The sequence below is a fragment of the Campylobacter sp. MIT 12-5580 genome, assembly GCF_005406235.1.
GTDB lineage: Bacteria > Campylobacterota > Campylobacteria > Campylobacterales > Campylobacteraceae > Campylobacter_D.
In genome coordinates this window covers 45,906-68,008 of sequence record NZ_NXLK01000003.1, presented here as the reverse complement: position 1 = coordinate 68,008, position 22,103 = coordinate 45,906, and the positions used below count along the sequence as shown (strand labels likewise).

Sequence of the window (22,103 nt, the reverse complement as noted above, 5' to 3'; positions counted from 1 at the left end):
AGTTTTACTTTAGCGGTGTTTCGTTGATCGTTTTTAAAAGCTTATTAAGTTCTTTTTGCAACATATAATAATCATAACTTTTCTTCACAAAGGCATTAACGAATTGTTTGAGTTCTATTTTTTTTGTTCCATTTGAAACAAGATCAATATCTGTTTCAAGATAGTTTGCAAAATCCTCTCCGCAACGAACGGTAAAATCTTTTGCTGAAACATTGACGATGACTTCTTTTATCCCATCACTTGCCAAGTACAGCCTCTATTTTCTTAGTAATATCTTCGCTGACTATGTTTTTGCTTTTTAGCTCTTCTTCAAGTCTTAAAATTTCATTACTTTTAGCTTCATTTTGAGCTTTTACACTCACAAGTTCATTTCTTAAATTATCGCAGGTTTCTACGAGTTCATTATAACGCTCTAAAAGCTCATTAACCTTATCTGTAAGTGTGTTGATAATCTTATCATCATACATTGATTTTGCCTTTTTGAAAAATATTTTTCTAATTGTAGCAAAAAAGTTTTAAATTTTAAGCATTTTTTTGTAGAATTTGGCTTTTTAAAAGGAAAAAAGTCTATGAAACTCACCAGCGAATTTAGCCCAAGCCCTGATCAAAAACAAGCCATTGAAGGTATAGTTAAAAGCATAAAAGCAGGCAATAAATACCAAACTTTACTCGGTGTTACAGGCAGTGGAAAGACTTTTACTATGGCAAATGTGATTGAAAAACTAAACATGCCAACCTTGATTATGAGCCATAACAAAAGCTTGTGTGCCCAGCTTTATAGTGAATTTAAGGGCTTTTTTAAAGAAGATTTTGTGGAGTATTTTATCAGTTATTATGATTATTATCAGCCAGAAGCGTATATCCCACGCACTGATGTTTTCATAGAAAAAGATAGCTCAGTAAATGAGGACTTAGAAAGGCTGCGTTTAAGTGCTACAGCCTCACTTTTAAGCTATGAAAATGTGCTTTGTATAGCTAGTGTTTCAGCAAATTATGGTTTAGGCAATCCAAATGAGTATGTAGGCATGGTTTTAATCCTTGAAGAAGGTATGAAGCTTAGCCAAAAAGAGCTTTTAAAAAAGCTTGTGGATATGGGCTATAAAAGAAATGATGCCTTTTTTGATAGGGCTGATTTTAGAGTAAATGGCGATACTATAGATATTTATCCAGCTTATTTTGAAGATGAGGTGGTAAGGCTTGAGTTTTTTGGCGATGAGCTTGAAAGAATGTATCATGTTAATGCGCTTGAAAACAAAAAAGGTAAAGGGCTTAAAAAATTCATACTCTATCCAACAAGCCAGTTTAGTGTTGGTGAAGTAAGGCTAAAACAGGCTATTAAAGACATTAAAAAAGAACTTGCCTCCAGACTAGCTTTTTTTGAAAATGAAAATAAACTTGTGGAGTATCAACGTCTTAAACAAAGGGTTGAGTTTGACTTAGAAATGCTTGAAAGCACGGGTATGTGTAAGGGCATTGAAAATTATGCCTTACATTTAACGGGCTTAAAGCCAGGAGATACGCCTTATACGCTCTTTGATTATCTTAATATAAATGATAGAAAATTCCTTGTTATTGTCGATGAAAGCCATGTGTCTTTGCCTCAGTTTAGGGGTATGTTTGCAGGTGATAGAAGCAGGAAGCAAACCTTAGTAGATTATGGTTTTCGCTTGCCCTCAGCCCTTGATAATCGCCCCTTAATGTTTGATGAGTTTATCAACAAAAATTGTCAATTTCTCTTTGTTTCAGCAACCCCAGCACCCCTTGAGCTAGAACTAAGCAAAAATCAAGTCTTTGAGCAAATCATGCGTCCAACAGGCTTACTTGATCCTTTAATAGAGCTAAAAGATAGCGACAATCAAGTTGAAATTCTCTTTGATGAGGCAAAAAAAGTTATAGCTAGAAATGAAAGAGTTTTAGTTACTGTACTAACTAAAAAGCTAGCTGAAGAACTTAGCCGCTATTATATAGAGCTTGGCTTAAAGGTAAAATACATGCACTCTGACATCGATGCTATCGAGCGAAATGAGATTATAAGAGGGCTTAGAACAGGGCTTTTTGACATACTCATAGGCATAAATTTGCTCCGTGAGGGACTTGATCTGCCTGAAGTTAGCCTTATTGCTATAATGGACGCTGATAAAGAAGGCTTTTTAAGAAGCACAACAAGCCTTATTCAAACCATGGGTAGAGCAGCTAGAAATGTCAATGGCAAGGTTTTACTCTTTTGCAAAAAAATCACAAAGTCTATGCAAGAAGCCATGGACATCACAAGTAAACGCAGAGCCTTGCAAGAAGCTTATAATAAAAAGCATAATATCACCCCAACTTCAGTCAAAAGAAACTTAGAAGATAGTCTTAAAAATGATCTTAATGAGGCTGAAATTTATCGCAAGGGCAAAAGCTTAGAAAAAATGCCAGCAAGTGAAAGAGCAAAGCTTGCAAAAGAGCTAAGAAAGCAAATGCTAGAAGCTGCTAAAGCACTTGAGTTTGAAAAAGCAGCCGCTTTAAGAGATGAGATAGCCAAGCTTCGCACTTTATAAATTGCTTTAAATTTGCTTACCTATACTTTGCTTGTCAAGTCCTTTTTCAAGCATAAGATCGATAATGGGCTGTTCTCTTTTATTGGCTCTTTTGCAATGATCTTTTTGAAAAAAATCAGTGATTTTTATCACCACCTTAGCCCAAGTTTTTTTTCTTTCTCGCCACGCATGCGAAGAGAGGCTTTCCCACGCATAGCCATTAAATAACGTTGCATTCACAAAATGATCCATAGCGCGCACACCTTGACGCACCCTTGCTACACTGATGAAAATTCCTACAAAAACGATAAAAATATACCCTATGATAAACAAAGGCACCACAGCACATAAAAGCAAGGTGCCAGCTAGCTTTTCTTTCATTCACTCTTTCTTTTACTAAACTTGATATACATTCCATTTGCCGTGCGTATAGTAAGACGTCCAACGACATCTGGGATAAAATTCTCTTGTAATTCTAGCTTATATTTGCTTAAAATATAACTAAGTATAATCATAGCCTCTTGCATAGCAAAGCCCTGCCCTATACACACCCTTTCTCCCATACCAAAAGGCATATAAGCGTCTTTATTTTCAAGCTTTTCAAACCTTGAAGGATCAAAATCATCTGGCTTGTGCCAAATTTTGCGGTGGCGATGTATGAGCCAAGGAGCAACAACCACACCTGAACCTTTTTTAACCTCTTTATCACGAATTTGCGTATCTTTTCTAGCACTTCTAGCAAAAAATCCAACCGGTGGATAAAGTCTTAATGCCTCTTTAAAGCAGTAATTAAGCCATTTAAGCTTTTTAATATGCTCGATTTTTGGCTCTTTTTCATCTTGTAGAATTTCTTTTAACTCCTTATAAGCTCTTTCTTGCTCATCTTGATATAAAGAAAGCAAATATAAGGTCCAAGTTAAAGAACTTGCCGTGGTTTCATGTCCTGCTAAAAAGAGCATGGAAACTTGATCAAGGATTTCCTTAAAAGAAAAACGCTCATTCGTATCGCTATCAACAACCTTAAGCAAAGAAGCTAAAATATCATTTCTCTCTCCTGCTAAGCCCTTGTTTTCTTCTTCATAGCGAGGTTTGATGATGTCGCTAAGCACCTTTCTTATCACTTCTCCAGCTTCCAAACGCTTTTTCTCGCCAAGTAAATTTGAAAGCCATTTTGGAAAGCAAAACATTTGTCTCATCGCTGTTCGCACGCTTTGTTCTTGAAAAGTCACAAAGGCATCAAGTATGATTTTACCTTTTTGCTCATCAAGTTTTTCACTCATTATAGTGCGGAAAATCACATCAGCTGTCACAAAGGTCATCTCCTCATCAACTTCGATAATGCCATCTGCTTGCTTGTCAAGCTGCTTTTCAAGGCGAGTGATTAAGTCCCTAGCTGCTGCACTCATAAGCTCAAAAACCTTATCTATCCTTGTCATCTCAAAGCTTGGACGCAAAAGCTCTCTTTGTTTTTTCCATACCTCATCATTTGTGGTAAAAATGCTTTGTCCTAAAAGCGGCTCTAAAAGGCGGTGCAAAAGCTCACTTTTTGGGAATTCTTTGACCTCACTTACCATGATTTTTTTCACTTCTTGGGGATTATTTACCACAAAAAGATCAAAGCCAGGCATTTTTACCCTGCCTGTTTGCATGCTATAACTTCTCTCATATAGTCCATCAAGCCATGATCTGCGTTTAAGCAAAAAAGTCATTAAATTTGACGCCTTATTTTTGTGGGGTTTTGGATAGAAAGGACATTGTGCCATAGTGTTTTACCTCGCTTTGATTTTGTTTTCAAGCAAATTTTCATCAAGCACAAAAGCAAAAAAGTCATATTCGCCTTTGTGCTGGCTTGCTTCTAAATATAAAAAATGGGCTCTATACCAATCACGCCTTATTTTAGCGTATTCTTCTTTGCTATAAAGCTTATAAAAATGTGTGGAAAGAAAAGAAGGCGCAATTTGCATATCCTCAACTCCGCTTGTTTTAAAAAAATCAACCTTATAAAAACATGCTCCATCAATCTTGGAAGTAAAATCAAACCAAATAAGCTTAAATTGAGCTAAAAAGGCAAGATTTTGTTTGTATAAATTATCGTGTTTATGATAGCTCATCAAAGGCACGCATTCGCCCAAAGTAAGCACCTTAAGCTTATCAAAAGGGATATTTTCATCAAGGCTTTGCTTAATCAAGTCTGCAAGCACATTGATGATTAAAATCGTGCCTACACTATGTGCGCAAAGTATGAGTTCGTAATTTTCTTTTTGTGCGTTTGCTTTCAAGGTTTTAAAAACAATTTTAGCAAATTCAGCCGTTCTTGCGTCAATATCTTTAATCTCACCTCTAGCCCAACGAGAGCAAAACGCACAGATTCGCGAGAGCCAAAATGCTGCTGTTTTATTGCCTATCTTAAAAATAAGCTTGCTTGAAAAATATAGCACAAGCAAGGAAAATATCACAGCTACAATCTCATGACTTACATTTGCTATAGGTTTAAAGCTCAAAAAGATCAAAGCAAAGATAAACAAATAACTAAAAAGCACATAAAAAAATGGATAAAATCCAGCTACTAAAGGAGCTTTGCACGCCTTTGCAAAACGCACAAACAAGCCCGTAATCACATAAATTTTAAAAAAATCAAAAGCATCAGCAAGTATAGAAAAGATATTTTTATGCCAATTTGCCTTGACTATGTCATTCCATGCTAAAAAATGATAATAATTTTGCGAATTTTCACCTTGAATACTCCAAGAAGTGTGGAATTTACTTTCTTGTTTATTCTTAGAGAGTATGAATTTTTTTTGTGCTCTTTTTTCATAAAAGGCTAAATTTTTTTTAAACATTAAATAATAATATCTAAAGCCTCTTGGATCATATCCTGCTATGTAAAAAATATCTCTTTTTTGCATTATAGCTCTTTGTTTTTTTAAGAATTTAACTAAAATTAATTAATCAATTCCTAACATTTATAAGAGCAAAAAAGCCCAATTTATAGTGATCTTGCGAGTTTATTGTTAAAGATCTAAAAAAGAATTTTTGTAAAAATTACCATTGATTTGATTGTTTTGTATGAGGTAGCTTCTAAAATTTGTATAGAGTTTATAATTTGGCTTAAACGCATGGGCTTCTTTCCAAAATATATCTAAAGGTTTTTGATAGCTCAAGCCCTCTATATCATAAAATGCCTTACCGCACACCTTAAGCGGGCAGTTATGATACAAGGCTGAAAGCCCTACGGTTGAATTCACCACTACACAACCCAAAGCATCGTTTAAAAGACTTGGCAAGTGAGCATCGTGTATATAAAACACTCTTCCTTCAAGCTTGTATTGCCTACAAAGCCTATCTATCAAAGCACCATAATGAGTATAACCCCTATCCATAGGATGATGCTTAAATACAAGGCAGTGTTTATCTCTAGTGTTTAAAGCAAAAGAACTTAGCGTTTGAATGATGAAATGCTCAACACTCCTGCCCTTATAATGCTTTAAAATTTGTGTATCATTAAATACCTGCAAAACAGCGACGAAATACTTCCCTTTGAGCTTTTTAAGCTCTTCATTCGTCTTTTTTTCACTCAATTTATACCAAAATTTCCTATAAAAAGCTCGTATCCAAGGGATAAGTTCAAGAGGACTTAAAGAACGATGATGTAAGCGGTTATTGTAAAATGGGGCCAGCAAAAAAGCAAAAAGCCAATACCAAAAAGCAAAAAATGCCATGCACTCAAAAGCACCCTCAAATTTCTTATTCGCAGCACTTACAGGAATTTCAAGATCAAGATAAAAATTCTTATCCCTAGGAAGCTGAGAATTTGCATTAACGCCGTTTTTCTCAAAAGTGATGAAATTTGGGCGAAGATAGCCTTCTTCGAAGATATAAACGCCTATTTTAAGGCTTTTAGCAGCCCTTATAGCTATGCTATGCAAAGGACGGCAGTCATTGTAAGTGATGATATAATCGATCTTGTGTTCTTTGCAAAAATTTTTAAAAAAGGTTTTGAAATTTTTAAGCTCGCCTTTATATTTATGAGCGTTAAAAGGATAAAAAAACTTATCTCCGCCGTTAAAATTAAGCTTAAATACCCTAGTGTCATTTTGTTTGAGTTTTTTTGCGAGCTTGCTGAAAAAAGGACCGATTGGACCTTGCAATAAAAGAACATTTTTACCAGCAAATTCTTTCATCTTTTGCTTAAAATTCATAATGACTAATGTATCCTCGCCCTATATTTTTGAAATAAAATATTGATTTTTACAAAATTTTAATTATAACAAAAAAATAAAAATTTAACTTGAAATAAAGTCTAAAAAGCGACATTTTTTTAAATTTTCTTTATGCTCTATCTTGGCTTTAATGCAAGAATTTATTAAGGAGAATTTCTAAATCAAATTTAATTTTTTATGAAAAAATATTCATACACTCGCCTTATCTTTCTTAGGCTAGTATTTCTTAAAGTCAGCAAAAACCTCAGCCATTTTTTAGAAAAATACGCATTTTGAAGCTTAAGCAAACTCTTAAAGGCTGGCTCAAACTCGCAAAGTTCTTTATCTTTAGCATTAATATATCTTGGATATATAAGCAAAACTCCTGCGACAAGCTCTTCAAGGCTAAGCTTTCGCTTCCTGCGAGCACAGACAAGTTTATCTGTGCTTAAGCCCCAGCCCGCATAAAAAGGAAGTCCATACACCACCACTTTTTTAGCTCTTAAAATCGCCTCAAAACCAACGGTTGAAGTGATAGTATGCACCTCATCAACGCTATCTAAGCAAGAATGCAAACTCACATCACTTACAATCTCATCACAATACTCAAGTATGATTTTTTCATCTTTTAGCCCTTTTCTGTTGCCACTTAGCACATCAGGGTGGGGTTTAAAGACTATATAAGCGTCTTTGTTTTCAAGCCTTGCTTGCTTGATAAGCTCTTGAGTGCTTAAGTTAAAGCCACCAAGTAACATAGAAGCATCATCTTCAACTTGAGCAGCGATGAGGAGGATTTTTTGTCCTTCTTTGGCGTTAAATTTTATATTTTTATGAAAATCGTTGTTGTATTTTGAGAATTTGTGTTTAATGATCTTTGCGATGATTTTTTGCGCTCTTTTAATATGACTGTGATCAAACTCATAATTTTGCAAGAGGTATTCTAAATCACTTTCCTTACTTGGATCGATATAAAGCCCTTTGCTATCAACCACCAAAGAAAAAGGGCGCGTCAAATCAGAACCCAAAGAAACCGAGCGGATAAAGCCATCTTCAACTCTAAAAATTCGCACCCTTTCGCCAAAAACTTCTTTGATTTTTTCATCACTAAAACTTGCTCCCCACACAAAAAGCTTATCATTATCTTTAAAATTTATAGGCTTTTTAAGGGAATTTAAAAAAATGAGCCTATTTTTTTTAGCCTTAAAAAAAGGCTTGATAAAAGGGTGTTTCCAGAGCGAAAAACCTAGGAAAAACAAAGTATTTGAATTTATTTGCTCGATCGTTTTATACTTGTAAAGCGAGTTTATAGTATCTAAAATATCGCTTTTTTCTTGTGAGTAGGGATTGAAATACTCGCTATAAAGTATATACGCTCCTGCAAAAAGCTCCTCAAGTGTAAGCTTTTTCTTGCGACGAGCGCAGACAAGTTTATCTGTAGTTAAACCCCAGCCCGCATAAAAGGGCAAGCCATAACACACGCACTCACAACCACACAGCAAGGCTTCAAAGCCCATTTGAGAAGTCTTTGTATAAACCTTATCAAAATGCTTAAGCAAGGCTATGGGATTAAAATTTTCTTTAAGTAAAGTGCAGTTTGGGGGCAAATTATCAAAGTCAAAATCAGCTTTTTTCTTTTTACTCAACACATCTGGGTGAATTTTTATATAAATTTGAGCGTTTGGATTTTCTTTTATAGCATCATTTATCATCTCTTGGGTGCTAAACTGCAAGGCTAAGCCGTATTTTAAGGACGCATCATTTGCACTTTGAGTGATGATTAAAATGCGTTTTTGCTTTGTTTTTTTAAAAAAATCAGCTGGTAAATCAAGTGCGTTATTGTATTTGCTTAGTTCGTATTTTTTGATAAGCTGTATGGATTTTTGAGCGATTTTAAGCAAATTTTCATCTTGTTTAAAATCATATTCATTGAGTATGTTTTCAAGCCTTGAAGGCGAGGTAGCATCATAATAAATCCCTACATCATCACGCACCAGACTAAAACTAGGCGAATGCTCAAGCCCTAAACCAACAGAGCGTAAAAAACCATCTTCTAAAAGCTCAAATTGAGCCTTATACTTTTGTGCTTGTTTTAGCGCCCAAAGTCCAGAATTCTTACGCCCCCAACCATAAAATACACTTGCTTTATCAACCTTAGCACCTAGTATAAAAGGATTAAGATTTAAAAAAGACTTGACATTGTTTATAAGGCGTTTGGAGTTTGCGTATCGTTTCATAAGAGCCTTGAAGGTGGCGGACAGAGAGGGATTTGAACCCTCGAGACCCGTTAAGATCTGCACCCTTAGCAGGGGTGTGGTTTCAGCCACTCACCCATCTGTCCTTTGTAGTTTTAAAGCTGTAATTATAACGAATTTAGCTTGAATTTAACTTAAAAAACTCAAGGGGCTTAAATCCGCTAACTTTATTTTTAACCCAAAAGCAAAATAAACATACCAAAAAACAATAAAGAAATTTAAATATTTCTTAAGCTCAAAAAGCCTAAAGAAGCTGTGTTATAAGCTAAGATAGGCTAAGATAAAAGTTATCACAAAAGCAAAAGCAAGGGTTAGAAGCTGTTTTTGCCTGTCTTTTTTCATCGCTACAAGCGTGATCATCAGCCCTGAGATGTAAAGAGTGATCAAAGCTAGTCCAAAACCCACAGAAAGCACAGCAAAATACCATTTGCCCTTATCCTTATGAAGCATGATCATATCGCCAAGCAAACTTCGCTCTTTTGTAGTAATAATAACTTGATCACTTTCTTGCTTGATATTTACACTATAATGCACCCCACCCATACTCATACCACCTTCTCTTTTATCATTTTTAAGCTCGGTATGACTTGGAATTTTAAGTTTGAGCTCTTTAAGCAAAGTAAGAAGTTCTTCTTTTTCTTTGCCTATAGTAAGCGTTTGTTTTACGCTAAAGCTTTGTTCTTTAAGTCCTATATCTTGATTTGCTCCAAAGATATAAGCTATACCTGTAATAGCATACATCAAAGCAAGTGGCAAGAAAAATAAACTCACATAAATATGAATTTGACGAAAAAATTTATTTTTATTCATATCAAAATCCTTTCATTTTATGTATCAAAATTTAATATTTTTTAATAAACAAAATGTAACAAATAATGATAATTCATTAAAAGCGAACAGCAAAAAAATAAGTTTAAATCAATATAAAAAACAAGAAAAATAGCAAGTTAAAAATATAAAAGCCCCGAAGTGGGGCTTTAATTTTAGTATTTATCAATCACTTGATAATTATATGGCTTAGTGTTTTTATCAAACTCAAGATATTCAGCTGGCGGGTTGCCGTTAATCTCTTCGTGTTGATAGTATCTATCGCCTGCTTTATGTCCGTTCATATCCACTTTATAGCGAATTTCGCCCGGATTGAGCTTTTGTATATCTTCAAAACCAAGATTTGAGGTTTTAAAGTCATTTATACCATTAGCTGCAGCGATTTGCACGAGTTTGGTTTGTCCTTCTCTTGCCATTTCAACAGCTTGTAAAAGCATTCTTGAAGCTTCTCTTGGGTTGTGAAAGCCTGTTGAGTTTTCAGCACCTACAAAATCGCCTCTCATTTGAGCTTTTCTGTGAAGTTCTAACACTTCTTTAAGCGCAGCTGAAATTTTAGCCTGATCAGCCTTGCCATCTGTTTGATACTCAGCCTTAGCACCTAAAAGCTCTCTAAGGTTTTTAATATCCATGATAAGACTTACTGTTGCATACTCAGCACTTCTTAAATCATACGCTACTGATTTTTGAATATCTAAAATTTGAGCTTTTAGATAATCCTCGCTTTGAGTATGGCAAGTCTTGCACGCTGCGTTGATATCTTGTAAAGGCGAAGTTACATTGTGTTGAGTAAGTTTTTTCGCACCTTTTCTGATATAAGGCATATGACAATCCGCGCATGAAACGCCATTTGCTGCATGCACGCCACCGCTGTAAAGCTCGCTTTCTGGGTGTTGAATTTTAATCATAGGCGCACCACTAAGTTTGTGAGCCCAATCTTTATCAAAGTTTGCACGCACTTTGTCATAATAATCATCAAACATTTCTATCCTAAATGGCTGTCCTTTTTTCCATTCACTCCAAGGAAATGCTAGTTCTATACCCGCAACTTCAATTTCTGTGAATTGATTGCCATCTCTTAAAGAATCAAACTCATCATAAGTTTTTTGAGTGCCATCAAACCATTTTTTGCTTGGATCTTGTGCTATGGTTTCGCCTATAGTTTTTACCTTTGTGCCGGTTGGTTTGAAGTAGTATTCAACATGGCATTGTGAACAAACAAGGGTTCTCATCTCTTCGCGAGTAGCCTTAATGCCAGCTACTGGGTCTTTTTCATAACCTCTTGAAACAAGAGCATTAATCGCTGCTGGACGAGTAAGTCTTAAGCTCATATCATTTGGATTGTGACAATCCGCACAAGTTACGCCCATTCTTTTGCCTCCATGTGGTCCTGAGTGCTCGGCTGAGTTTTCAGCATAGCCATTTACTGCTGGAACGGTTTTGATCATAGTCCAGTATTTTGCTGAGTTAAACGCTACCCAATCACCTTTTGCAGTATTGTTTAAGAGCCAAGGAGTCCAACCACTGTGACAATTCATACAGGCAGCTGGTTGTCCGCCAAAAGCTTTAAAGCCGTGAGCATTTAAGAAGTCTTTGTTGTTTCTTGCTGTATCCATTTGATCAACTTGTATCCAGAAGTGCCCTCTTTCTTCATTTGCATCAAGAGAGAAAGGATAACCTGCCCAAAGCACAGTAAGCTGTGGATAGCGGATAAGCTTTGAATACGCCAAATTTCCACCAAATTCAGTAGCTATAGGCTTTTCTGTCTCAACGGTAAGATACATATCCAAATAATCAGGGAAGTTTTTACCCCAATGATCAAAAGTTGGATTATCATCACTTAACTCGACTAAATCTTTAGAGAGTATCCCTCCAACCCCTTCGTTTTGTTTTTTGGTGATATCACTATTAAGATAAAGCACCCCAGCGATCAAAACGATAACAATTACAATCGCACTTAATAACTTTTTATTCATTCATTCCTCCTTGTAAGTTTAAAATCCTCTTTTGTGACCAACACCTGCGTGACAGGATACACATTTAAGAGTATTGTCTTTATGTGGATTGGTCGTAGCGTTAATCACAACGCCAACATAATCAGCATGACACCTTACGCAATTGTCCTGCACCATAGCCTTGCTCTTTTCATTTGCACTTAAATTTGTTGGCAAATCATTAAGCTTAAAGGTAAAAGCATAAGCATGTCCTACACCACTTTCAGCCTTAGCGATCCATTTATCAACAAAACTATGTGGCAAATGGCAATCATTACAGCTTGCTCTTGGCTCTCCTGCGATTTTCTTTGAGTGTGGAGCTTTTAAGTAATCAGCATACACATCATTCATAATGTGGCAGTTATTACAAGCTTCGCTTGCGTTTGAAAAATACGAGATTCCTTTTGCATTATAAAAGGTATAAAATCCCAACGCAAAAAGCACAAAAAGCAAAACAAGAAAAATGCTAAAAATGCTACTAGAGCTTTCATTTTTATCTAATTTTTCCAAGCACCCTCCTTTTTTGATAAGATTTTTGTTAATCATACATTAACTTTATTTAAAGTTTTCTTAAGGATTAATTTACTCTTGATTAGCTTTTTATTACATATAAAAATTGTTTTATTTTGATAATAAGCCTATTTTAAAAGGTTTTGAAGGAAAATATAAAAATTTAGATTTTGATAAAGTAAATACTTAAGTAAAAAAATCCAGCCTTTTCAAAGTCTTTCAATGCTTAAATTTCAAAACTTTTGCTGGATTTTAGGATAAAAATTAAAATTTATAAAAAACGCACCACTTCATCAAAATCAAAACGCGTTTTTTCTGGAATTTGTGTGCTGGCTTTTTTGCCAAGTGCGATCATAAGGCTAGCTTGTTCTTTATTTGTGTCAAGTTTAAGATAATCATTTAAAGCCTTTTTATCAAAACCGCCTATAGTGCAAGTGCCTATATCCAAAGCATTTGCCGCATAAAGTATGCTTGCAAGTGCGATGTGAGCTTGCTCTCTAGCATAAGCAAGCTTTTGATCCTCATTCATACCTTCTAAGAAAGGTTGATAGGTTTTTAAACGCATATTTAACTCAGCTTCACTCATCTTTCTTTTTCTTAATTTACTTTCAAAATACTGAGGAAAATCAAGCCTTGAAACGATGATGATAACAGCTGCTGCTTGGGCTACATGAATTTGCTTATTTGCAATTTGTGCAAGTTCTTGCAACTTTACTTTATCCTCAGTCAAGATAAATTTCCAAGGCTCAAGCCCAAGACTGCTAGGGCTTAACCTGGTGATCTCTAAAATTTGCCTTAAATCCTCACTTGAAAGCTTAGTATCTAAAAATTCGCGGCACGAATACCTTGTGCTTAAAATTTCAAGTTCTTTTTTCATACTTTCTCCTTTATTTGTTTGCATTTATTTTATGATACACAAAAATAGTAAAAATTTTTACTTTCATATTTGCTTAAAAAGATTTATAATTACACATATTTTTTTAAGGACGAGTTGTGAAAAAGACGATTTTGAATTTTTTCAAACAAAAAGAGCAAAACGATAAAATCACTATGGTAAGCGCGTATGATTACCCTAGTGCAAAGGCTTTAGATGAGGCTGGTGTTGATATTATCCTTGTTGGGGATTCTTTAGCGATGGTGATCTTAGGACATGAGAGCACCTTAAGTGTGGGTATGGAAGAAATGCTTCTTTTTACAAAAGCTGTAAGTAAGGGAGCAAAAGACGCTTTTATCTTAGCTGATATGCCTTTTATGTCTTATCAAAGCTCAAGTTATGATGCTTTAATCAACGCGGCAAGATTTATGAAAGAAGCAGGAGCAAACGGCGTAAAAATAGAAGGTGGAAGAGAAATTTCAAGCGTGATTAAGGCTTTAAGCGAAGCTGGGATTGTAACTTGCGTCCATCTTGGCTTAACCCCACAAGCCATTAATGCTTTGGGTGGATATAAGGTGCAAGGAAAAAGCTTGCAAAGTGCTCAAAAACTTCTTGATGATGCAAGATTGGCTCAAGAATTAGGAGCAAGTATGGTGCTTTTAGAGTGTGTGCCAAGCAAACTTGCAGCAAAAATCACGCAAAGTTTGAAAATTCCTGTCATTGGCATAGGAGCTGGGGCGCATTGTGATGGACAAGTTTTGGTTTATCATGATCTTTTAGGTATAAATACTGGCTTTAAGCCTAAATTTGTCAAACAATTTGCTAATTTAAATCCAAAAGAAGGCATACAAGCATATATCAAAGAAGTCAAGCAAGGCACCTTTCCAAGTGCTGAGTTTAGTTTTAGTGGCGATGATGATATGTTTGAAAAATTGTATTAAAAAGGAAAAATCATGCAAGTTATCACTTCCATAAAAGAGATGAAAGAACTTAGCAAAATGTGGCAAAAAGAGAACTTAAGCATAGGCTTTGTGCCAACAATGGGCTATTTGCATGAAGGGCATTTAAGCCTTGTAAAAGCTGCAAAAGCAAATGATAAAGTCGTGTTAAGTATCTTTGTCAATCCTATGCAATTTGGGGTAAATGAAGACTTAAGCACTTATCCAAGGGATTTGCAAAAAGATACAAAGCTTTGCGAGCAAAACGGCGTTGATGTACTTTTTTGCCCGAGCGTTGATGAAATGTATCCAAAAGGCTTTAGCACTTTTGTGGATATGAATTCCTTAAACGACAAGCTTTGCGGGGCAAAACGAGAGGGGCATTTTAGAGGGGTTTGCACGGTTTTGATGAAATTTTTTCATATTATTATGCCAAGTAAAGCGTATTTTGGACAAAAAGACGCCCAGCAATGCCTTATCGTAGCTCATATGATAGAGGATTTAAATATGAATGTTAAGCTTGAAATTTGTCCTATTATCAGAGAAAGCGATGGCTTAGCAAAAAGTTCAAGAAATGTGTATTTAAATGAGACTGAAAGAAAAGCTGCTCTTGTGCTTTCAAGGGCGATTTTCTTAGGTGAAAAGCTCATCTTGCAAGGAGAAAAAAATGCCCAAAAAGTGCAAAAAGCTATGCAAGAAGAGCTTGAAAAAGAAGCTTTGGCAAGGATTGATTATATTCATTTAGTAGATTGTAAAAGCTTGCAAGACTTAACGCAGATAAAAGATGGAGTTTTAGGAGCTATCGCTGTTTTTATAGGTAAAACTCGTTTGATCGATAATTTCTTATTAAAGGATTTAGCATGCAAATAACACTACTTAAGGCTAAAATTCATCGCGCAGTGGTTAGTGAAGCAAGACTTGATTATGTAGGAAGCATTAGCATAGATGAGACTTTGCTTAAAGCAAGCGGGATCGTTGAGTATGAAAAAGTGCAAGTTGTCAATATCAACAACGGCGAAAGGTTTGAAACTTACGCAATTGCAAGCAAAGAAAAAGGAGCAATTTGTCTTAATGGAGCAGCTGCTCGTTTGGTGCAACTTCACGATAAAATCATCATTATGGCGTATGCAAATCTTGATGAAAAAGAAGCGGCTGAATTTAAGCCAAAAGTCGTTTTTGTTGATGAGAATAATGAGCTTACAAAAGTTACACACTATGAAAAACACGGCGAGCTTTTCTAGTAGCTAATTTAAACGCTCAAGCAAGGCTTTAACAAAGCTTTTATATGAGTTTTCACAAAAATCAAAATACAAGCTTGGCTCTATAAGCTCAAGTTCATTAATAAGAAAGTTTTTGCCATCATAAAACAAATCAACCCTTGCATAAAGACTGCTTTTAGCAAGGCTTTGCACGGCTTTTAAAGCTAGATTTAAAGCTTCTTTTGGCACATTTTCACAAGGCTTGATGATGACCCTATAAGCTGAGTTTGCTCTAAACTCGCCCTTTGGCACCTCTCTTTTAATCGCGTAGCAAAACTCAGCCTTAAAAAAGATGAGGCACAATTCGCCAAATTCGCTGATACCAGAGATAAACTCTTGCACCAAAGCCCCATTTTCATACTCTTTATCAAGCTCTTTAAGCTCAGTTAAGCGTTTGACTTTATAGCCACTTTGTCCGATTAAAGGTTTGATGATGAGTTCTTTTAGTCCGGTGTTTTGCTTAAAGGCTTGAATTTGTTCTTGCCAAAAGAGCTTTTCATCTTCAAGTAAAAATAAGCTTTTTGGTAAAGACAAAGCATTATCTTGCAAGCTTTTAAGGTAAATTTTGTTTAAATTTGTCTTGATGAGTGAAAGTTCATTTTGCATATAAATTTTCTTTTGCTCGCAAGTCTTTAAAAAGCTTAAAAAAGCTTTAAAATCAAGACTATAATCCCACACCGCCAAAGGTAAAAGCACACTTTTTTCATCTAATCTTGCAAAGTCAAGCTTCTGCCAAGCTTCAAGCCTAGCCTTAAAGCCTAAATTTACAAGATAAGCTTGCAAGCCTTGCAAGGCAGCATTACCCTGCTCATAGGCTTTGCAAGTTAGTATTACAAAATCATTCTTTGATTTGCTTAGCATACTTTTCAAGTCTGCCTTTATTTTCGCTGGCTCTTTTTTCAAGTTTTGGGATAGCAAGTCTTACTTTTTCTAAATTTGTAGCTTTTCCAACTTGAATTATACCCATCATATTCATGATCTTGTGCGGTGGGCATTCATAGATATATACGCCTTCCTTGTCAAAGCTAAAAGTTGCTTTTTCATCAAGCTTACTTTCAAATTTGCTTGCTCCTTCAGGGATCACTACACTTTTTGCCCAATGGGTTTTATGTGTTGGCACGAAAGTTACACTATCGCCTGGCTCAATCTGTAAAAAACCAGGCTCAAAAACCATAGTTCCTTCACTATTAACATCAAGCATTTTTACCTCATGATTTTTAGCATTTGCACCAAGACAAAGCACCGCTACTGCTGATAAAGCAAGTAAGTATTTTTTCATTTTTTCTCCTTTTAAAATGTGTTTAAATCGCTGCTTTAGCAAGCACTATAGGCTTACCATCATCATCTTTAAAAATATCAGCTCTTACGCGATAAATAGGCTCTATAATATCGCGTTTAAGCACCTCTTTTGCCTCGCCTTTTGCCCTAATCTTTGCATCATGCAAGATTAAAATTTCATCAGCAAACTGCGCAGCTAGGGAAAGATCATGCAAAATCATAATAGTTAAAAGCCCCTTTTCATAAGTGCTTTTTCTCACACTTTCAAGCAAAACACATTGATGATGCATATCAAGCGCAGATACAGGCTCATCTAAAAGCAAAATTTCAGGACTTTTAATCAAAACAGAAGCAAACATCACCATTTGTCTTTGTCCCCCACTTAAATTTAAAATATCCTTATCAGCAAGGTGCAAAATCCCAAGACCATCCATGATCTCAAGAGCTTTTCTTATCTGCTCGTCACTCAAAACCATACCCAAACTATCAAGCAAGCCCAAAAGCACCACCTCTAAAGCACTCAAACTTGCATCAACACTACTATCTTGAGGCATATAAGCGATTTTTTTCTTCCAAGCAAAATGATTTGAAAAACTTAAAATTTCATCTTTAAATGAAATTTTACCCTTAAAAGAAAGCTCAGCAAAAAGTGTTGATAAAAGCGAGCTTTTACCAGCTCCATTTGGTCCAAGTATGGCATAAACCTTACCCCTTTGAAACTCAGCACAAAGCTTATCAGCTACGCATAGTGTTCCTCTGTGAATACTTAAATCTTCAAGCCTTAACATAAACCCTTCCTTTTTGAAAGTATGATCCAAAAGAAAAATGGCACGCCCACAAAAGAAGTAACTATACCCACAGGAAATAAAGCCCCCGGGATAATCACCTTAGAAAGCACCGAAGCTATACTTAAAAAAGCTGCCCCACAAAACATAGAAACAGGCAAGAAAAAGCGTTGATCTTCCCCAACTAAAGTGCGCGCTATATGAGGTGCAACAAGCCCTATAAAGCCAATAACCCCAACAAAAGAAATGGCAGTAGCTGTCATCACAGAGACAAAAAAGAGGGTGCGAAGTCTAAGAGTGTTTAAATTTACACCCATAGCCTTAGCCCTTTGCTCGCCTAGTCTAAGAGCAGTTAGCTTCCAGCTATCAAGAAGTAAAAAGCTTATGCAAAAAGCTGATATGATAGCTACCACAGGTAAATTTGTCCAATTTGACTTTTGCAAAGAGCCAAAGAGCCAAAAAAGTATGAGCTGAGAAATTTCAGGGCTTGAGAGAAACTGCACCAAAGAAAGCATGGATTGAAACAAAAACAAAAGTGCAATACCTACAAGCACAAGGGTTGATGAATCAAACCTTCTTAAACTTGCAAAACCAAAAAGCACACAAGCACTCAGCATAGTCATGATAAAAGCTCCCACAGGCACAGCCCAAAGCAAAGATATATCAGCTGTTCCAAAAGCGATCACCAAAGAAGCTCCAAAGCCAGCAGCTGCTGCTAGTCCTAAGGTATAAGGACTTGCCATGGGATTGTTAAGCAAGGTTTGAATTTCAGCCCCGCCAACCCCAAGTGCAGCTCCAACAACCAAAGCCATCAAAGCAATAGGAAGCCTTAAATCCCACACTATAGCCATAGTCGTGCTATCAATTTCTTCTTGAGTAAATTGAGCAAATATAGCCTCTACAACCTCGCCTGGCTTTAGCCAAGCTGGACCAGTAGCTATATCAAACACCATAGAAATAAAGGCTATGATTAAAAAGCCAAGTATAATATAAAATCTTTTAAGCTCTCTTTTTCGGTGAGCTTTTAGGCTTTTTGCTATGTGTTCATCTTTACTAGTTTTCATTTAGCAATGCCTCCTATATAATAAGTTCCTTCTGGCATAAAAGGCATAAAAAGTGTATGAAAGTCTTCATAAGTTTTGTTTGGATCTATATCCTTAAAAAGCTGTGGATAAAGCATTTTAGCGATAAACTCAACTGAGGCTATATCAGCCATAGTCGTTGAGGCTCTGTGATAAGCTGCAAACAATCTTTCATTTTTCACCGCCTTTAAATCCGCCCAGCCAATGCGCTCTTTAAAATGAAGCAAACGTCTTAAAGCCTCACTTTCTTCTATATGAACGCCCATAACCATAGCTTCTTTATTAGTGTGAAGCTCTCTTTCTCTTCCGGTAATGATGATTACATCAGGATTTGAAGCGATGATTTGCTCGTTATTAATCACTGCCCATTTTTGCACTAAATTACGAGCTATATTATCCCCTCCAGCTAAGTTTATCAAAGCACCCCACATATCATTTCCAAAAGTAAAGCTAAGCTCACTTGCTCCTTTGTTGCCAAATTCTATATAAATTTTAGGCTTTTTAAGTCCAGCTTTAGCAATGCGACTTTGCACCTCATCAAGCCTTGTTTTATAAAAGGCATTGATCTGCTTTGCTCTTTGTTCTTGATCTAAAATCAAGCCTAAAATTTCAGTGCTTTTAGCGTGCTGATCGTAACTTTCTTTATTATAAGAAAGCACGATTACAGGGATATTTTGCTTTTCAAGTAAGGGTAAATGCTCCTTGATAAGCTCATATTGCCAATCAGCTATGATAAAAAGATCAGGCTTTAAGGCTAGAAGCTTTTCTATGCTAAAAGTGCCAAATTGAGGATCGCCTACATCTGCAAGCTTTTCAAGGCGAGGGATAATGCTTTTATAAGCCTCATAATTTTCGCTCATATACACCGCCCAAGCATCTTTTACAAAGCCAACAACCCTATCAAAAGCTTCTTTTTTACCAACAGCTAAAAAATCAGTATAATAAAAGCCTAAAACCATGCGTTTAGCAGGCAAGTTAATACGCACTTGCCTGTCTAAAATATCCTCAATCACAAGCTCTTTAGCCTGCAAAGAAAAAGCTAAAGCTAAAAAGCAAAGAAAAAACTTCATTCTTACTCGCTTGCTTTAAGTATGAAAGTTCCTTCAGGTACTATAGGTAAGTATTTTTTATGAAAATCAACATAGGTTTTAAGTGGATCTATGTCTTTAAAAAGCTCTGGATACATAACCTTTGCAAGATATTGTATCATACTTGCATCAGCTAAGGTTCTGCTTGCTCCCATGTAAAGTCCATATAAGCGGTGATTTTTTATAGCTGGTAAAGCACTCCAACCTGGACGCTTTTTATACGCATCAAGTCTTTTTAAGGCTTCTTTTTCATCAATATGAATTCCCATAACCATAGCTTCTTTATTTTTCTTAAGCTCTGTTTCACGTCCTGCGATCATGATAACATCAGGTTTTGCAACTAAAATTTGTTCTGGATTGATAGGTGCCCACTGAGCCACAAAAGGTGCAGCTATGTTTTCTCCACCAGCTAAGTCAATGAGTGAGCCCCACATATCCTTACCATAAGTAATACCAGCCTCACCTGGTCCTTTGTTACCAAACTCAATATAAATCTTTTGTTTTTTTGGCTTTGCTTTAGCTATACGATCGCTTACATCTTTAGCTATACCTTCATACCATTTTACAAGCTCTTCAGCTCTTTTTTCCTCGCCTGTAATTTGTCCTAATATCCTTGTGCTTTGTGCGTGAAGCTCAACTTTTTCGCGGTTATAATCAAGCACAACGATAGGAATACCAGCTTCAATAACAGGCTCTAGATCAAATTCCAAAATCTGCCATTGCCACGCACCCAAGATAAGCAAGTCTGGCTTTAAAGAAAGCACCTTTTCAACGCTAAAAGTGCCAACCTCAGCTTCACCAAAATCCTCAAGTTTAGTAAGTTTTGGCACAGCCTTGCTATACACTTCCCAGCTTGACGGCGTCCAATCCGTCCAAACAGCTTTTGAAAAACCTACAACATTGTCAAGTGCCTTAACCCCACCAACGGCTAAAAAGTCAGTATAATAAAAGCCTAAAGCTATACGTTTTGCAGGTAAATTAACCTTCACTTCTCTGCCTAAAACATCTTTAATCACCACTTCTTTTGCATGTGCGCCTAAGGCAAAAATGCCTAGAAACACGAAAAGAAACGCTAAGAAAGATTTTTTCATTGTTGCTCCTTGTGAGAAAATTAAAATGGCGATTATAGTAAATTTTTCTTTAATGCAAGCTGAATAAGAATTATTATCAAAATATATAATTTTTGATAATCAAAAAATTAAGAAAAATAGGATTTGAAACTTGTATTAAATTCACCCTTAATTCACTTTTTAAGATTAAAATTATATTTTTGAATTTTGATAAAAGGTTTTTAGTTTGAATTTTTTGTTGCAATTGAAATCAAGATTATTTACCCATAAAATGCTTATTTTAGCAAGCGTTGCGTTGATATTTATCGTTTTGATTGTGTATTATTTCTTTTTCTATAATACAAATACAAACTCTTATATCACTCAAGCTGTGAGCAGAACCAACATAGAACAAAGCATAGAAGCAGTAGGCGAGGTATATGCTAAAGAACAAGTTGATGTGGGCGCTCAAGTAAGCGGGCAGATTATCAAACTTTATGTAGATATTGGCGATAGGGTTAAAGTTGGGGATTTGATCGCTCAAATTGATAAGGACAAGCAGCAAAATGAGCTTGATATTACTAAAGCTCAACTTGAAAGCGCAAAAGCAAATTTAGAAAGCAAAAAAGTTGCCCTTGAAATTGCTGATAATCAATACAAAAGAGAGCAAAAGCTTTATGAAAGCAAAGCAACCTCTCTTGAAAGCCTAGAAAGCCTAAAAAATAATTTTTATACTCTAAAAGCAAATGTTGCAGAGCTTGAGGCTCAAGTTGTCCAGCTTGAAATCAGCCTTAAAAACGCCCAAAAAGATTTAGGCTACACCACTATAACAGCCCCAATAAGTGGCATTATCATCAATGTTGCTGTTGATGAAGGACAAACGGTTAATGCTAATCAAAACACCCCAACCATAGTAAAAATCGCAAATTTAGATGAAATGGAAGTACGTATGGAAATCGCTGAAGCTGATGTAAGTAAGATCAAAGTCGGCACAGCTGTAAAATTTGCCACCCTAAACGATCCAGATACCAAATACGACGCAAAGATAGCCAGCATAGATCCAGCAAATACCACGCAAAGTGATGCTACAAGTGGGGCAAGCTCAAGTTCTAGCTCAACAAGCTCAAGTTCAGCAATTTATTATTATGCTCGTTTTTTTGTGAAAAATAAAGATAATTTTTTACGCATAGGGATGAGCTTAGAAAATGAAATCATCGTCGCAAGTGCTTCAAATGTCGTTGCCATACCAACTTATGCTATACAAAGCGATCAAAAGGGGTATTATGCCTTAGTGCTTGAAAATAAAAATCCTACAAAACGCTATATAAAACTTGGCATTAAAGATAGTTTAAATACCCAAATCACAGAAGGTTTAAGCGAAAATGATATCTTAATCGTAGGGGATTTAAATGCTAAAAGCAACTCAAGCATAAGAATGGGTCCTCGCTAAG

22 protein-coding genes and 1 tRNA gene are annotated in these 22,103 nt (G+C 35.9%); 5 read left to right on the top strand and 18 right to left on the bottom strand.

Features of this window, described 5'->3' with window-relative positions:
* Window positions 1-4: 4 nt before the first annotated feature.
* Both CQA38_RS03945 and CQA38_RS03940 read right to left on the bottom strand, forming a co-directional pair.
* The gene (locus CQA38_RS03945; protein ID WP_137632694.1) at window positions 5-247 is read right to left on the bottom strand and encodes a hypothetical protein; all 243 of its coding nucleotides are present in this window, start codon (window positions 245-247) and stop codon (window positions 5-7) included.
* Window positions 237-467: a cell division protein ZapB gene (locus tag CQA38_RS03940; protein WP_137632693.1), complete on the bottom strand. Its 231-nt coding sequence runs from the start codon at window positions 465-467 to the stop codon at window positions 237-239. The genes CQA38_RS03945 and CQA38_RS03940 overlap by 11 nt, the downstream gene beginning before the upstream one ends.
* Window positions 468-569: 102 nt before the next feature.
* Here CQA38_RS03940 and uvrB point away from each other — a divergent pair, with 102 nt between their 5' ends.
* Entirely contained in the window at window positions 570-2,540 is a 1,971-nt protein-coding gene (gene uvrB / locus CQA38_RS03935; RefSeq protein WP_137632692.1) for an excinuclease ABC subunit UvrB, read from the top strand.
* A 6-nt stretch (window positions 2,541-2,546) separates the two neighbouring features.
* On the opposite strand, the gene CQA38_RS03930 is transcribed toward uvrB, so the two are convergent.
* The 10 genes from CQA38_RS03930 to CQA38_RS03885 all read right to left on the bottom strand — a co-directional run bounded on the left by CQA38_RS03930 (window position 2,547) and on the right by CQA38_RS03885 (window position 13,176).
* Window positions 2,547-2,900 (bottom strand): hypothetical protein, encoded by a 354-nt coding sequence (locus tag CQA38_RS03930; RefSeq protein ID WP_137632691.1) that lies wholly within the window; start codon window positions 2,898-2,900, stop codon window positions 2,547-2,549.
* Window positions 2,897-4,282 (bottom strand): cytochrome P450, encoded by a 1,386-nt coding sequence (locus CQA38_RS03925; protein ID WP_137632690.1) that lies wholly within the window; start codon window positions 4,280-4,282, stop codon window positions 2,897-2,899. The genes CQA38_RS03930 and CQA38_RS03925 overlap by 4 nt, the downstream gene beginning before the upstream one ends.
* A 6-nt stretch (window positions 4,283-4,288) precedes the next feature.
* A complete protein-coding gene (locus tag CQA38_RS03920; RefSeq protein WP_137632689.1) occupies window positions 4,289-5,425 on the bottom strand; it encodes a DUF829 domain-containing protein in 1,137 nt (378 codons plus the stop codon).
* Between the two features lie 105 nt (window positions 5,426-5,530).
* On the bottom strand, window positions 5,531-6,718 hold the full coding sequence (locus CQA38_RS03915; protein WP_137632688.1) for a capsular biosynthesis protein: 1,188 nt from the start codon (window positions 6,716-6,718) through the stop codon (window positions 5,531-5,533).
* Between the two features lie 188 nt (window positions 6,719-6,906).
* Window positions 6,907-8,952 (bottom strand): capsular polysaccharide biosynthesis protein, encoded by a 2,046-nt coding sequence (locus tag CQA38_RS03910; RefSeq protein ID WP_137632687.1) that lies wholly within the window; start codon window positions 8,950-8,952, stop codon window positions 6,907-6,909.
* A gap of 14 nt (window positions 8,953-8,966) precedes the next feature.
* Window positions 8,967-9,056 (bottom strand) — tRNA-Ser (locus CQA38_RS03905).
* A gap of 172 nt (window positions 9,057-9,228) precedes the next feature.
* Entirely contained in the window at window positions 9,229-9,780 is a 552-nt protein-coding gene (locus tag CQA38_RS03900; protein ID WP_137632686.1) for a hypothetical protein, read from the bottom strand.
* Window positions 9,781-9,953: 173 nt separating this feature from the next.
* Window positions 9,954-11,771: an ammonia-forming cytochrome c nitrite reductase subunit c552 gene (locus CQA38_RS03895; protein ID WP_137632685.1), complete on the bottom strand. Its 1,818-nt coding sequence runs from the start codon at window positions 11,769-11,771 to the stop codon at window positions 9,954-9,956.
* Window positions 11,772-11,789: 18 nt separating this feature from the next.
* Window positions 11,790-12,299 (bottom strand): cytochrome c nitrite reductase small subunit, encoded by a 510-nt coding sequence (nrfH, locus tag CQA38_RS03890; protein ID WP_238386818.1) that lies wholly within the window; start codon window positions 12,297-12,299, stop codon window positions 11,790-11,792.
* 271 nt (window positions 12,300-12,570) lie between these two features.
* On the bottom strand, window positions 12,571-13,176 hold the full coding sequence (locus CQA38_RS03885) for a nitroreductase family protein (RefSeq protein WP_137632683.1): 606 nt from the start codon (window positions 13,174-13,176) through the stop codon (window positions 12,571-12,573).
* Between the two features lie 116 nt (window positions 13,177-13,292).
* On the opposite strand from CQA38_RS03885, the gene panB reads away from it, so the two are divergent.
* From panB to panD, 3 genes are read left to right on the top strand one after another with little or no spacing between them, the layout of a single operon-like run.
* On the top strand, window positions 13,293-14,114 hold the full coding sequence (panB, locus tag CQA38_RS03880) for a 3-methyl-2-oxobutanoate hydroxymethyltransferase (RefSeq protein WP_137632682.1): 822 nt from the start codon (window positions 13,293-13,295) through the stop codon (window positions 14,112-14,114).
* A 12-nt stretch (window positions 14,115-14,126) separates the two neighbouring features.
* Window positions 14,127-14,981: a pantoate--beta-alanine ligase gene (panC, locus tag CQA38_RS03875; RefSeq protein ID WP_137632681.1), complete on the top strand. Its 855-nt coding sequence runs from the start codon at window positions 14,127-14,129 to the stop codon at window positions 14,979-14,981.
* Window positions 14,972-15,352 carry an aspartate 1-decarboxylase gene (gene panD / locus CQA38_RS03870; protein ID WP_137632680.1) on the top strand — a complete coding sequence of 127 codons (381 nt, stop codon included), beginning with the start codon at window positions 14,972-14,974 and terminating at the stop codon, window positions 15,350-15,352. Before panC ends, panD begins: the two co-directional genes overlap by 10 nt.
* 3 nt (window positions 15,353-15,355) lie before the next feature.
* On the opposite strand, the gene CQA38_RS03865 is transcribed toward panD, so the two are convergent.
* From CQA38_RS03865 to CQA38_RS03840, 6 genes are read right to left on the bottom strand one after another with little or no spacing between them, the layout of a single operon-like run.
* Window positions 15,356-16,231 carry a hypothetical protein gene (locus CQA38_RS03865; protein WP_137632679.1) on the bottom strand — a complete coding sequence of 292 codons (876 nt, stop codon included), beginning with the start codon at window positions 16,229-16,231 and terminating at the stop codon, window positions 15,356-15,358.
* The gene (locus tag CQA38_RS03860) at window positions 16,209-16,649 is read right to left on the bottom strand and encodes a pseudoazurin (protein ID WP_137632678.1); all 441 of its coding nucleotides are present in this window, start codon (window positions 16,647-16,649) and stop codon (window positions 16,209-16,211) included. The genes CQA38_RS03865 and CQA38_RS03860 overlap by 23 nt, the downstream gene beginning before the upstream one ends.
* Before the next feature lie 22 nt (window positions 16,650-16,671).
* Entirely contained in the window at window positions 16,672-17,436 is a 765-nt protein-coding gene (locus CQA38_RS03855) for an ABC transporter ATP-binding protein (RefSeq protein ID WP_137632677.1), read from the bottom strand.
* A complete protein-coding gene (locus CQA38_RS03850) occupies window positions 17,430-18,497 on the bottom strand; it encodes an iron ABC transporter permease (RefSeq protein WP_137632676.1) in 1,068 nt (355 codons plus the stop codon). Before CQA38_RS03850 ends, CQA38_RS03855 begins: the two co-directional genes overlap by 7 nt.
* On the bottom strand, window positions 18,494-19,585 hold the full coding sequence (locus CQA38_RS03845) for an ABC transporter substrate-binding protein (protein WP_137632675.1): 1,092 nt from the start codon (window positions 19,583-19,585) through the stop codon (window positions 18,494-18,496). The genes CQA38_RS03850 and CQA38_RS03845 overlap by 4 nt, the downstream gene beginning before the upstream one ends.
* 2 nt (window positions 19,586-19,587) lie before the next feature.
* The gene (locus CQA38_RS03840) at window positions 19,588-20,694 is read right to left on the bottom strand and encodes an ABC transporter substrate-binding protein (RefSeq protein WP_137632674.1); all 1,107 of its coding nucleotides are present in this window, start codon (window positions 20,692-20,694) and stop codon (window positions 19,588-19,590) included.
* A gap of 256 nt (window positions 20,695-20,950) precedes the next feature.
* On the opposite strand from CQA38_RS03840, the gene CQA38_RS03835 reads away from it, so the two are divergent.
* Window positions 20,951-22,102, top strand: a complete 1,152-nt coding sequence (locus CQA38_RS03835; protein WP_249355186.1) for an efflux RND transporter periplasmic adaptor subunit — start codon at window positions 20,951-20,953, stop codon at window positions 22,100-22,102.
* Window position 22,103 lies beyond the last annotated feature (1 nt).

Coding starts and splice junctions, on each gene's coding strand:
- CQA38_RS03940 (WP_137632693.1), bottom strand. CDS start 467: ATGTATGATGATAAGATTATCAACACACTTACAGATAAGGTTAATGAG.
- CQA38_RS03895 (WP_137632685.1), bottom strand. CDS start 11,771: ATGAATAAAAAGTTATTAAGTGCGATTGTAATTGTTATCGTTTTGATC.
- CQA38_RS03900 (WP_137632686.1), bottom strand. CDS start 9,780: ATGAATAAAAATAAATTTTTTCGTCAAATTCATATTTATGTGAGTTTA.
- CQA38_RS03840 (WP_137632674.1), bottom strand. CDS start 20,694: ATGAAAAAATCTTTCTTAGCGTTTCTTTTCGTGTTTCTAGGCATTTTT.
- CQA38_RS03930 (WP_137632691.1), bottom strand. CDS start 2,900: ATGAAAGAAAAGCTAGCTGGCACCTTGCTTTTATGTGCTGTGGTGCCT.
- CQA38_RS03865 (WP_137632679.1), bottom strand. CDS start 16,231: ATGCTAAGCAAATCAAAGAATGATTTTGTAATACTAACTTGCAAAGCC.
- CQA38_RS03845 (WP_137632675.1), bottom strand. CDS start 19,585: ATGAAGTTTTTTCTTTGCTTTTTAGCTTTAGCTTTTTCTTTGCAGGCT.
- panD (WP_137632680.1), top strand. CDS start 14,972: ATGCAAATAACACTACTTAAGGCTAAAATTCATCGCGCAGTGGTTAGT.
- CQA38_RS03885 (WP_137632683.1), bottom strand. CDS start 13,176: ATGAAAAAAGAACTTGAAATTTTAAGCACAAGGTATTCGTGCCGCGAA.
- CQA38_RS03920 (WP_137632689.1), bottom strand. CDS start 5,425: ATGCAAAAAAGAGATATTTTTTACATAGCAGGATATGATCCAAGAGGC.
- CQA38_RS03925 (WP_137632690.1), bottom strand. CDS start 4,282: ATGGCACAATGTCCTTTCTATCCAAAACCCCACAAAAATAAGGCGTCA.
- CQA38_RS03860 (WP_137632678.1), bottom strand. CDS start 16,649: ATGAAAAAATACTTACTTGCTTTATCAGCAGTAGCGGTGCTTTGTCTT.
- CQA38_RS03850 (WP_137632676.1), bottom strand. CDS start 18,497: ATGAAAACTAGTAAAGATGAACACATAGCAAAAAGCCTAAAAGCTCAC.
- CQA38_RS03855 (WP_137632677.1), bottom strand. CDS start 17,436: ATGTTAAGGCTTGAAGATTTAAGTATTCACAGAGGAACACTATGCGTA.
- CQA38_RS03910 (WP_137632687.1), bottom strand. CDS start 8,952: ATGAAACGATACGCAAACTCCAAACGCCTTATAAACAATGTCAAGTCT.
- uvrB (WP_137632692.1), top strand. CDS start 570: ATGAAACTCACCAGCGAATTTAGCCCAAGCCCTGATCAAAAACAAGCC.
- CQA38_RS03915 (WP_137632688.1), bottom strand. CDS start 6,718: ATGAATTTTAAGCAAAAGATGAAAGAATTTGCTGGTAAAAATGTTCTT.
- panC (WP_137632681.1), top strand. CDS start 14,127: ATGCAAGTTATCACTTCCATAAAAGAGATGAAAGAACTTAGCAAAATG.